The sequence below is a fragment of the Staphylococcus sp. AC872 genome (assembly GCF_979255425.1).
The window spans coordinates 263,437-275,436 of sequence record NZ_CEEDKW010000002.1 but is presented as its reverse complement, the minus strand read 5'-3'; the positions used below and the strand labels follow the sequence as shown (position 1 = coordinate 275,436).

8 protein-coding genes are annotated in these 12,000 nt (G+C 32.9%); all 8 read left to right on the top strand.

Annotated elements, in window-relative coordinates; genetic code table 11:
- The first annotated feature begins 12 nt into the window (after positions 1-12).
- Entirely contained in the window at positions 13-891 is an 879-nt protein-coding gene (gene tsf / locus ACZ267_RS04190) for a translation elongation factor Ts (protein ID WP_002466038.1), read from the top strand.
- 140 nt (positions 892-1,031) lie between these two features.
- Positions 1,032-1,754 carry a UMP kinase gene (gene pyrH / locus ACZ267_RS04185; protein WP_079449101.1) on the top strand — a complete coding sequence of 241 codons (723 nt, stop codon included), beginning with the start codon at positions 1,032-1,034 and terminating at the stop codon, positions 1,752-1,754.
- Positions 1,755-1,769: 15 nt separating this feature from the next.
- Positions 1,770-2,324, top strand: coding sequence for a ribosome recycling factor (gene frr, locus ACZ267_RS04180; RefSeq protein WP_002450553.1), 555 nt, complete (start codon positions 1,770-1,772; stop codon positions 2,322-2,324).
- 232 nt (positions 2,325-2,556) lie between these two features.
- On the top strand, positions 2,557-3,327 hold the full coding sequence (locus ACZ267_RS04175; RefSeq protein ID WP_002466060.1) for an isoprenyl transferase: 771 nt from the start codon (positions 2,557-2,559) through the stop codon (positions 3,325-3,327).
- 3 nt (positions 3,328-3,330) lie between these two features.
- Entirely contained in the window at positions 3,331-4,113 is a 783-nt protein-coding gene (locus ACZ267_RS04170; protein ID WP_079449100.1) for a phosphatidate cytidylyltransferase, read from the top strand.
- Positions 4,114-4,355: 242 nt separating this feature from the next.
- On the top strand, positions 4,356-5,642 hold the full coding sequence (rseP, locus tag ACZ267_RS04165; protein ID WP_002466035.1) for an RIP metalloprotease RseP: 1,287 nt from the start codon (positions 4,356-4,358) through the stop codon (positions 5,640-5,642).
- 19 nt (positions 5,643-5,661) lie between these two features.
- Positions 5,662-7,365 carry a proline--tRNA ligase gene (locus ACZ267_RS04160; RefSeq protein WP_079449099.1) on the top strand — a complete coding sequence of 568 codons (1,704 nt, stop codon included), beginning with the start codon at positions 5,662-5,664 and terminating at the stop codon, positions 7,363-7,365.
- A gap of 267 nt (positions 7,366-7,632) precedes the next feature.
- The gene (locus tag ACZ267_RS04155; protein WP_102949375.1) at positions 7,633-11,943 is read left to right on the top strand and encodes a PolC-type DNA polymerase III; all 4,311 of its coding nucleotides are present in this window, start codon (positions 7,633-7,635) and stop codon (positions 11,941-11,943) included.
- The last annotated feature ends 57 nt before the right edge of the window (positions 11,944-12,000 follow it).

Below are 12,000 nucleotides of genomic sequence, written 5' to 3'. Positions count from 1 at the left end.
GAGGAATAATTAATGGCAATTTCAGCTAAACTTGTTAAAGAATTACGTGAAAAAACTGGCGCTGGCATGATGGATTGTAAAAAAGCGCTAACTGAAACTGATGGTGATATGGACAAAGCTATCGATTACTTACGTGAAAAAGGTATTGCTAAAGCAGCTAAAAAAGCTGATCGTATCGCAGCAGAAGGTCTTGTACATGTTGAAATCAATGGTAACGAAGCAGCTATCGTTGAAATCAACTCAGAAACAGACTTCGTTGCTCGTAACGAAGGTTTCCAAAACTTAGTAAAAGAAATTGCTAACCAAGTACTTGCTACTAAAGCAGAATCAGTTGAAGCATTAATGGAAACTAAATTCGAAGACGGTAAAACTGTTGACGAAAAAATGAAAGAAGCTATCTCAACAATCGGTGAAAAATTAAGCATCCGTCGTTTTGCAGTAAGAACTAAATCTGACAACGATGCATTTGGTGCATACTTACACATGGGTGGACGTATCGGTGTGTTAACTGTAATTGAAGGTACTAATGATGAAGCAGCTGCTAAAGATGTAGCTATGCACATTGCTGCTATCAATCCTAAATATGTTTCATCTGATCAAGTAAGTGAAGATGAAATTAATCATGAAAGAGAAGTACTTAAACAACAAGCATTAAATGAAGGTAAACCAGAAAACATTGTTGAAAAAATGGTTGAAGGTCGTTTACGTAAATATTTACAAGAAATTTGTGCTGTTGACCAAAACTTCGTTAAAAACCCAGATGAAACAGTTGAAGCTTTCTTAAAATCTAAAGGTGGTAAACTTGTTGACTTCGTAAGATATGAAGTAGGCGAAGGAATGGAAAAACGCGAAGAAAACTTTGCTGATGAAGTTAAAGGACAAATGAAATAATAAGTCATATTGTTAACAAGAAAGAAGACACCTGAAAGGTTTTCTCAGATTAAAAGCATTTGTTTTTAATATAGAGAAGACACCCGTGTCTTCTTTACTTATATACTTTTACATATTTCTACTATAGAGAGGATAAGAAAATGGCTCAAACTTCTAAATATAAACGTGTAGTCTTGAAACTTAGTGGTGAAGCACTTGCAGGTGATAAAGGATTTGGCATTAATCCTATGATTATTAAAAGTGTTGCTAAACAAGTAGCAGAAGTAGCAAAAATGGATTGCGAAATTGCTGTTATTGTTGGTGGCGGTAACATTTGGAGAGGTAAAACAGGAAGCGATTTAGGATTGGATCGCGGAACTGCTGACTATATGGGAATGTTAGCTACTGTTATGAATGCACTTGCATTACAAGATAGTCTAGAACAATTAGAATGTGATACACGTGTATTAACTTCTATTGAAATGAAACAAGTTGCTGAACCTTACATTCGTCGTCGTGCCATTCGTCATTTAGAGAAAAAACGTGTTGTGATCTTTGCAGCAGGTATTGGTAACCCTTACTTCTCTACTGATACAACAGCGGCATTAAGAGCGGCTGAAGTAGAAGCAGACGTTATATTAATGGGTAAAAATAATGTTGATGGTGTTTACTCTGCAGATCCTAAAGTAGATAAAGATGCAGTTAAATATGAACATTTAACACACATTCAAATGCTTCAAGAAGGCTTACAAGTCATGGACTCTACAGCTTCTTCATTCTGTATGGATAACAATATCCCATTAAATGTGTTCTCTATTATGGAAGAGGGTAATATTAAACGAGCTGTAATGGGCGAAAAAATTGGTACATTAATTACAAAATAATATGAGGTGTAAAAAATGAGTGACATTATTAAAGATACTAGAGCAAGAATGCAAAAATCTATCGATAATTTATCTAAAGAATTAGCTAATATCAGTGCAGGTAGAGCGAATTCTAATTTATTAAATGGTGTAAATGTTGATTATTATGGTGCGCCAACACCAGTACAACAATTAGCAAGTATTAATGTTCCAGAAGCAAGATTACTTGTTATTTCTCCTTACGATAAATCTTCAGTGGCTGATATAGAGAAAGCTATTAATGCGGCTAACCTTGGTGTTAACCCTACTAGTGATGGAGAAGTGATTCGTATTTCTGTACCTGCATTAACAGAAGAACGTCGTAAAGAATTAGTTAAAGACGTTAAAAAAATTGGAGAAGATGCTAAAGTTTCAATTAGAAACATTCGTCGTGACGTTAACGATCAACTTAAAAAAGATGAAAAGAATGGCGACATTACTGAAGATGATTTAAGAAGTCAAACAGATGACGTTCAAAAAGCAACGGATAATTCAATTAAAGAGATTGATCAATTAGTTGATGACAAAGAAAAAGACATTATGTCAGTATAATCTTCTGACAAATTGAAAATAGTATTAACTAATTGTAGATTGCACTTATATAGTGTTAATGTAAGACAAAATGATTCAATATTCATTCTAGTCTAGACTGTACCAAGTAAGACTTTGGTACAGTTTTTTTATTTGCTTATTCAATGCTATAAATGAGTATGATAAAATGGTAGATGATTGTTTAAACAACCTATACAATAATACAGAGATGATCAGGCTCGGAGGAAAGACCATGTTTAAAAAGCTTAGAAATAATAATAAGAGTGAAAGTAATCAATTTAATAATTTAGATTTACATAATATACCTGAACATGTTGCAATTATCATGGATGGTAATGGCCGTTGGGCTAAACAACGTAAAATGCCTCGTATCAAAGGACATTATGAAGGTATGCAAACAATCAAGAAGGTCACACGAGAAGCCAGTGATATCGGTATTAAATATCTTACCTTATACGCTTTCTCCACTGAAAATTGGTCTAGACCTGAAAGTGAAGTAAACTATATTATGAATTTACCAGTTAACTTTTTAAAAACATTTCTACCAGAATTGATAGAGAAGAATGTTAAAGTTGAAACAATTGGTTTTCAAAAAGGGTTACCGACATCAACAATCGAAGCTATTGATCATGCCAAAGAAAAAACGAAAAATAATACAGGATTAAGATTGATTTTTGCCATCAATTATGGCGGCCGTGCTGAAATCGTTCAAAGTTTTAAAACGATTGTAGATGAACTCCAACATAAAGGATTGAGTAGTGATGATATTAACGAAGATTTAATTAATCAACACTTGATGACTAAGAATTATCCTGATCCAGAATTATTAATTAGAACTTCTGGTGAGCAACGAATAAGCAACTTTTTAATTTGGCAAGTTTCATATAGTGAATTCATATTTAATGAAAAATTATGGCCAGACTTTGATGGTGACGAATTGAAAAATTGTTTAAAAATTTACCAATCACGCCAAAGACGTTTTGGAGGATTGAGTGAGGAGTAAAGTATGAAAGTAAGAACATTGACAGCGATTATTGCTTTATTAATTTTCTTGCCTATCCTTTTAAAGGGTGGATTAGTACTAATGCTTTTTGCTTATTTATTAGCATTAATTGCATTAAAAGAACTTTTAAATATGAATATGATTAAATTTATTTCAATTCCCGGGATAATAAGTGCAATCGGTTTAATTATTATTATGCTTCCTCAAGATGCCGGAGATTGGGTACAAGTCATACAGTTGAAAAGTTTAGTCGCAATGAGTTTTATAGTACTCAGTTATACTGTTTTATCGAAAAATAGATTTAGTTTTATGGATGCAGCATTTTGTTTAATGAGCGTTGCATATGTAGGAATTGGTTTTATGTACTTTTATGAAACACGTTCAGAAGGATTACACTACATTTTATATGCATTCTTAATAGTTTGGTTAACTGATACTGGTGCATACATTTTTGGTCGTTTAATAGGGAAACATAAATTATGGCCGGTTATAAGTCCAAACAAAACGATTGAAGGATTTATTGGTGGTATTTTCTGTAGTTTACTTGTACCACTAGTTATGCAATTTTTTGTAGATTTTAATTTAAATGTGTGGTTATTGTTAATTGTAACCATTATCTTAAGTATGTTTGGACAATTAGGTGATTTGGTAGAGTCCGGATTTAAACGTCATTTTGGTGTGAAAGATTCTGGAAGAATTTTACCAGGACATGGTGGTATATTAGATAGATTTGATAGTTTCATGTTTGTGTTACCATTGTTAAATATTCTTTTAATTCAAATTTAATATCATAAAGCATTTTTTTATAAATAAAATGTTATAATGGGGGAGTTATTGAGATGCTCAAAGCATTTCTTAACTCCTTTTCATAACTTATACATAATTTTTTACAGGTATAAAAATATAACGAACTTTATTAGCCAAATTAATATGCTAATTAAGTCAATCGTAATATAATGTCTTATATTATCTTATTTATAATTAATCGAAAGAAATTAGAAATATTACTTAAAATAGAGGTGTAGCGAGTGAGCTCATTAATAACAATATTAGCGTTCATCATCGTTTTTGGTGTTCTTGTAACTGTACATGAATATGGACATATGTTTTTTGCTAAGAGAGCGGGCATTATGTGTCCAGAATTTGCCATTGGTATGGGACCGAAAATCTTTAGTTTTAGAAAAGATGAAACGTTATATACAATTCGTATTTTGCCAGTAGGCGGATATGTTCGTATGGCAGGGGATGGTCTTGAAGAGCCACCTGTCGAACCAGGTATGAACGTTAAAATTAAATTAAATGATAAAGATCAAATCACACATATCATTTTAGATGATCAACATAAATTCCAACAAATTGAAGCTATTGAAGTTAAAAAATGTGATTTTAAAGACGATTTATATATTGAGGGTATTACATCATATGATGAAGAGCGTCACCATTTTAATATTGCTGAGAAAGCATATTTTGTTGAAAATGGTAGCTTAATTCAAATAGCACCGAAAGAACGTCAATTCACACATAAGAAACCGTTACCCAAATTTTTAACATTATTTGCAGGACCGTTATTTAACTTTATTCTAGCCATCGTATTGTTTATCGGATTAGCATATTATCATGGTACACCTACAACAACTGTAGGTGATTTAGCTAAAGGTTACCCTGCTGAAAAAGCAGGCTTGAAAGCAGGCGATAAAATTGAACAAATTGGTAACCACAAAGTCAAAGACTATAATGATATTTCAAATATTTTAGATAAAAATAAATCGGCAAAAACAACTGTTAAAGTTGAGCGAGACGGTAAGATGAAATCAATCGATATCGAACCTAAGAAAACTGAAATCAAACAAACAAAGAATAAAACTGAGACAGTTTATCAAATTGGATTTAAACCGAAAGCAGAACATACGGTATTTAAGCCGCTTGTCGCTGGTGTTGAACAGTTCTTTAAAGCAGGTACATTAATATTTACAGCAGTCGTTGGCATGATTGCGAGTATCTTTACAGGTGGTTTTTCATTAGACATGTTGAATGGGCCAGTAGGTATTTATCATAATGTGGATTCTGTAGTTAAATCAGGAATTATTAACTTGATCACATATACGGCCTTATTAAGTGTTAACTTAGGTATTATGAATTTATTACCAATTCCAGCATTAGATGGCGGAAGAATTTTATTTGTAATTTACGAAGCAATATTTAGAAAGCCTATTAATAAAAAGGCAGAAACAGGTATTATTGCAGTCGGTGCAATCTTTGTAGTTATCATTATGATTTTAGTAACATGGAACGATATTCAAAGATATTTCTTATAAATAGGGAGGCAATGTAACTATGAAACAATCTAAAGTTTTTATACCAACTATGAGAGAAGTGCCAGCAGAAGCTGAAGCTTTAAGTCATCGTTTATTATTGAAAGCAGGCTTAATTAAACAAAGTACAAGTGGGATATATAGCTACTTACCATTAGCTACACGTGTTCTTAATAATATTTCTAAGATTATACGTGAAGAAATGGAAAAAGTAGATGCGGTTGAAATATTAATGCCGGCGCTTCAACAAGCTGAATTATGGGAAGAATCAGGCCGTTGGGGTGCATATGGTCCAGAATTAATGCGTTTAAAAGACCGTAACGGACGTGAGTTTGCATTAGGACCAACTCATGAAGAAGTGGTGACATCACTTGTTAGAGATGAGTTAAAGTCATATAAACGTTTACCTCTAACGTTATTCCAAATCCAATCTAAATTTAGAGATGAACAACGCCCTCGTTTTGGGTTACTTCGTGGTAGGGAATTTATCATGAAAGATGCTTATTCTTTCCATGCGGATGAAGCATCATTAGATGAAACGTATCAAGATATGTATAACGCGTATGATCGTATCTTTAAACGAGTAGGCATCAATGCACGTCCTGTTGTAGCAGATTCAGGTGCAATAGGCGGTAACCATACACATGAATTTATGGCGTTAAGTGAAATTGGCGAAGATACTATCGTTTATAGTAATGAAAGTGATTATGCTGCAAACATTGAAAAAGCAGAAGTTGTTTATACAGCTAACCCTAAAAATACTGAAGTTGCTGAATTGAAAAAGATAGAAACGCCTAATATTAAAACTGCCGAAGAAGTAGCTAAATACTTAAAACGTCCGTTAGATGAAATTGTGAAAACAATGATTTGCAAAGTTGATGGCGAATTTATCATGGTACTTATAAGAGGACATCATGAATTAAATGATGTGAAATTAAAAGCTTATTTTGGTACAGACCAAATTGAAATGGCAAACCAAGATGAGATTATTAATATTGTGGGAGCACATCCAGGTTCATTAGGTCCTATTCATGATAAAGATATCAAAATCTATGCTGACAATTTTGTTCAAGACTTAAATAATTTTGTGATTGGTGCAAATGAAGATGGATATCATTTCGAAAATGCACAATTAGATCGTGATTTTAAAGTTGACGAGTTTGGAGACTTTAGATTTATTTTAGAAGGTGAACCATTAAGTGATGGTTCTGGAAATGCACAATTCGCTGAAGGGATTGAGGTTGGACAAGTATTTAAACTTGGAACTAAATATTCTGAAACAATGAATGCGACGTTCTTAGATAATCAAGGTAAAGCACAACCACTTATTATGGGTTGTTATGGTATTGGTGTGTCTAGAACATTAAGTGCTATAGTAGAACAGCATCATGACGATAATGGTATTATTTGGCCTAAATCTGTTACACCATTTGATTTACATTTAATTACAATTAATCCTAAAAAAGAGGACCAACGTGAGTTAGGTAACCAATTATATGATCAGTTAATGAATAACTATGATGTACTATATGATGATCGCCAAGAACGTGCGGGTGTTAAATTTAACGATGCGGATTTAATAGGATTACCAATACGAGTTGTTGTTGGTAAACGTGCTGAAGAAGGTATTGTAGAAGTTAAACAACGTTCAACAGGTGAAAGTAAAGAGATTCATATTGACGATTTAGAAAATTATATTAATGATTTGTATTTAACTTTAAACTAAAAATGAGCATTTGACCTTATAGGTTTCATGTATTGGGAGTGCGATGATGGATTCAATACGAATTCTTGTCCGCTCCTTATTTTTCGTAAAAAGTATTTAATTCATATCGATGAAATCTATACCAATTAAGCGTATAATAAAATATAAATTTGCTTTGAACTTCGAATGATTCATCAGTATAATTTGTATGATTGATTTCATAATTCCAAATGACTAGTTCAAATAATGTTAAAGAAGTATATATTTAAGGTGGTTTTCACATTGGCAATGACAAATCAAGAAAAATTTAAAGTACTTGCTGATCAAATAAAAATTTCTAATCAATTAGATTCAGAAATATTAGCGCAAGGTGAACTAACTAGAATTGATGTCTCAAGTAAAAATAGAACATGGGAATTTCATATTACATTGCCATATTTCTTATCTCATGAAGATTATTTACTTTTTAATCATGCGATTGTGGAAGAATTTAAAGAAATAGCCGATGTAAGTTGTCATTTCACGATTGAAAACACTGATAATCAAGATGAACAGGCAATTAAATATTTTGCACATTGTATCGATCAAACTGCCTTATCTCCTAAAGTAAAAGGGCAGTTAAAACAAAAGCGCTTGATTATGTCAGGTAATGTTCTAAAAGTTATGGTTTCTAATGATATTGAAAGAAACCATTTTGATAAAGCATGTAATGGTAGTTTAGTAGCTGCTTTTAAAAAATGTGGATTTAAAATCGATAAAGTAGTATTTGAAACAGATAATACTAACCATGATGAAGATTTAGCATCTTTAGAAGCACATATTCAAGAAGAAGATGAACAAAGTGCGCGTGAAGCTACTGAAAAACTTGAAAAAATGAAAGCAGAAAAAGCAAAACAACAAGATAATAACGAGAGCGATGTAGATAAATGTCAAATTGGTAAACCAATTCAAGTTGAAAATTTACGATCTATAGAATCGATTATAGAAGAAGAATTTAAAGTAGCTATTGAAGGTGTTATTTTTGATATTAATTTAAAAGAATTGAAAAGTGGACGTCATATCGTAGAATTAAAAGTGACAGATTATACAGATTCACTAGTGTTAAAAATGTTTACTCGTAAAAATAAAAATGATTTAGATCATTTTAAAGCCTTAAGTGTAGGAAAGTGGGTTCGTGCACAAGGCCGTATTGAAGAAGATACGTTTGTTAGAGATTTAGTGATGATGATGTCCGATATTGAAGAAATTAAAAAATCACCTAAAAAAGATAAGGCAGAAGATAAAAGGGTTGAATTTCATTTACATACATCAATGAGCCAAATGGATGGTATACCCAATATTGGTGGCTATGTAGCACAAGCGGCTGAATGGGGTCATCAAGCGATTGCTGTTACAGACCATAATGTTGTTCAAGCATTTCCTGATGCTCATGCTGCGGCTGAAAAACACGGTATCAAAATGATATATGGTATGGAAGGTATGTTAGTGGATGATGGTGTACCTATCGCTTACAAACCTACAGATCGCGATTTAAAAGATGCTACATATGTTGTTTTTGACGTAGAAACGACTGGTTTATCAAATCAATATGACAAAATTATAGAATTAGCAGCTGTCAAAGTACATAATGGAGAAATCATAGATAAGTTTGAAAGATTTAGTAATCCTCATGAGAAATTATCAGAAACAATTATTAATTTAACGCATATTACTGATGATATGTTAACTGATGCTCCTGAAATAGAAGATGTACTTACTGATTTTAAAGAATGGGTAGGAGATGCTATATTCGTGGCGCATAACGCGTCATTCGATATGGGGTTCATTGATACGGGTTATGAACGCCTCGGATTTGGTCCTTCAACAAACGGTGTAATTGATACATTAGAATTATCTCGTACTATAAACACAGAGTATGGTAAGCATGGATTGAATTTCCTTGCCAAAAAATATGGTGTCGACTTAACACAACATCATAGAGCGATATATGACACTGAAGCTACTGCGTACATTTTTATCAAAATGGTTCAACAAATGAAAGAACTTGGGGTAACTAATCATATAGATATTAATCAAAAATTATCTAACGAAGATGCATATAAACGTGCTAGACCATCACACGTCACATTAATCGTCCAAAATCAACAAGGTTTAAAAAATCTATTCAAAATCGTGAGTGAATCATTGGTAACGTACTATTATAGAACGCCAAGAATACCAAGGTCTTTATTAAATGAATATAGAGAAGGTCTGGTAGTCGGAACGGCATGTGATGAAGGTGAACTATTTACAGCTGTCATGCAAAGAGATCAATCAGAAGTAGAAAAAATAGCGAAGTATTATGACTTTATTGAGGTACAGCCTCCTGCGCTTTACCAAGACCTTATTGATCGTGAACTCATTAGAGATACAGAAACACTTCATGAAATTTATCACCGTTTAATAGAAGCAGGTAAAAGTGCTAATATTCCAGTTATTGCAACTGGTAATGCACACTATTTATATGAGCATGATGCTATTGCTCGTAAAATTTTAATTGCTTCTCAACCGGGGAATCCATTGAATCGTTCAACTTTACCAGAAGCACATTTTAGAACAACTGATGAAATGTTGGATGAATTGCATTTCTTAGGTGAAGAAAAGGCTTATGAGTTAGTTGTAACCAATACTAATGCCTTAGCAGATCGAATTGAACGTGTCGTACCAATTAAAGATAAATTATATACACCACGAATGGATGGTGCGAATGAAGAAATTAGAGAATTAAGTTATAGCAATGCTAAAAAGTTATATGGTGAGGATTTACCTCAAATTGTAATTGATCGTCTAGAGAAAGAATTAGATAGTATTATAGGGAATGGTTTCTCAGTTATATACCTTATTTCACAACGCTTGGTTAAAAAATCTTTAGATGATGGTTACTTGGTAGGTTCACGTGGTTCTGTAGGATCAAGCTTTGTAGCGACTATGACAGAAATCACTGAAGTTAACCCACTTCCCCCACATTATATTTGTACGCATTGTAAAACGAGTGAGTTTTTCGACGATGGTTCTGTAGGTTCGGGATTCGATTTACCTGATAAAAAATGTCCTGAATGTGGTAATGAACTGATTAAAGAGGGACAAGATATACCTTTCGAAACGTTCTTAGGATTTAAAGGAGATAAAGTACCAGATATCGACTTAAACTTCAGCGGTGAGTATCAACCTAATGCACATAACTATACAAAAGTATTATTCGGTGAAGATAAAGTATTCCGTGCAGGAACAATTGGTACAGTTGCCGAAAAAACCGCATTTGGATTTGTTAAAGGTTATCTAAATGACCAAGGTATTCATAAACGTGGTGCTGAAGTGGATCGATTAGTTAAGGGTTGTACAGGTGTTAAACGTACAACTGGACAACACCCTGGTGGTATTATCGTAGTTCCAGACTACATGGATATTTATGATTTTACACCTATACAATATCCAGCAGATGACCAAAGTTCTGCTTGGATGACAACACATTTTGATTTCCATTCTATCCATGATAACGTCTTAAAACTCGATATACTTGGACACGATGATCCAACTATGATACGTATGCTACAAGATTTATCCGGCATTGATCCTAAAACGATTCCTGTCGACGATAAAGAAACTATGAAAATATTTAGTAGTCCAGAAAGTTTAGGTGTGACTGAAGAAGACATTTTATGTAAAACAGGGACATTTGGTGTACCGGAATTTGGTACAGGATTTGTAAGACAAATGCTTGAAGATACTAAACCAACAACATTTTCTGAATTAGTACAAATTTCTGGACTATCACATGGTACAGATGTTTGGTTAGGTAACGCACAAGAATTAATCCGTGCAGGTATCTGTGATTTATCATCAGTTATTGGTTGTCGTGATGATATCATGGTATATCTGATGTATGCAGGATTAGAACCATCAATGGCCTTCAAAACAATGGAGTTCGTACGTAAAGGACGTGGCTTAACTGATGAAATGGTTGAAGCTATGAAAGAAAATGACGTTCCTGATTGGTATCTAGATTCTTGTCGTAAAATCAAATACATGTTCCCTAAAGCCCATGCGGCAGCCTATGTATTAATGGCAGTCCGTATCGCATACTTTAAGGTACATCATCCTTTATATTATTATGCGTCTTACTTTACAGTTAGAGCATCTGATTTTGATTTAATTACTATGATTAAAGATAAAACAGGTATTAAAAACACTGTAAAAGATATGTACTCTCGCTATATGGATTTAGGTAAAAAAGAAAAAGATGTATTAACAGTATTAGAAATAATGAATGAAATGGCTCATCGAGGTTACCGTATGCAACCGATTAGTTTAGAAAAAAGCCAAGCGTTTGATTTCATTATAGAAGATGATTCATTGATTCCACCATTTATAGCAGTACCAGGTCTTGGTGAAAATGTTGCCAAAAGAATTGTTGAAGCAAGAGAAGAAGGGCCGTTTTTATCTAAAGAAGATTTAAACAAAAAAGCAGGTTTATCACAAAAAGTTATTGAATACTTAGATGATTTAGGTTCATTACCAGGATTACCTGATAAAGCACAATTATCTATTTTTGATATGTAATGTAAAAAACAAATAAGTGAATTAATTTTTTATGTAAATATAGTTAAGATCCCATTT

What these genes read in the sequence shown, in the direction of transcription:
- frr (WP_002450553.1), top strand. Translation starts at nt 1,770, where the DNA reads ATGAGTGACATTATTAAAGATACTAGAGCAAGAATGCAAAAATCTATC.
- pyrH (WP_079449101.1), top strand. Translation starts at nt 1,032, where the DNA reads ATGGCTCAAACTTCTAAATATAAACGTGTAGTCTTGAAACTTAGTGGT.
- tsf (WP_002466038.1), top strand. Translation starts at nt 13, where the DNA reads ATGGCAATTTCAGCTAAACTTGTTAAAGAATTACGTGAAAAAACTGGC.
- ACZ267_RS04160 (WP_079449099.1), top strand. Translation starts at nt 5,662, where the DNA reads ATGAAACAATCTAAAGTTTTTATACCAACTATGAGAGAAGTGCCAGCA.
- ACZ267_RS04155 (WP_102949375.1), top strand. Translation starts at nt 7,633, where the DNA reads ATGACAAATCAAGAAAAATTTAAAGTACTTGCTGATCAAATAAAAATT.
- ACZ267_RS04170 (WP_079449100.1), top strand. Translation starts at nt 3,331, where the DNA reads ATGAAAGTAAGAACATTGACAGCGATTATTGCTTTATTAATTTTCTTG.
- ACZ267_RS04175 (WP_002466060.1), top strand. Translation starts at nt 2,557, where the DNA reads ATGTTTAAAAAGCTTAGAAATAATAATAAGAGTGAAAGTAATCAATTT.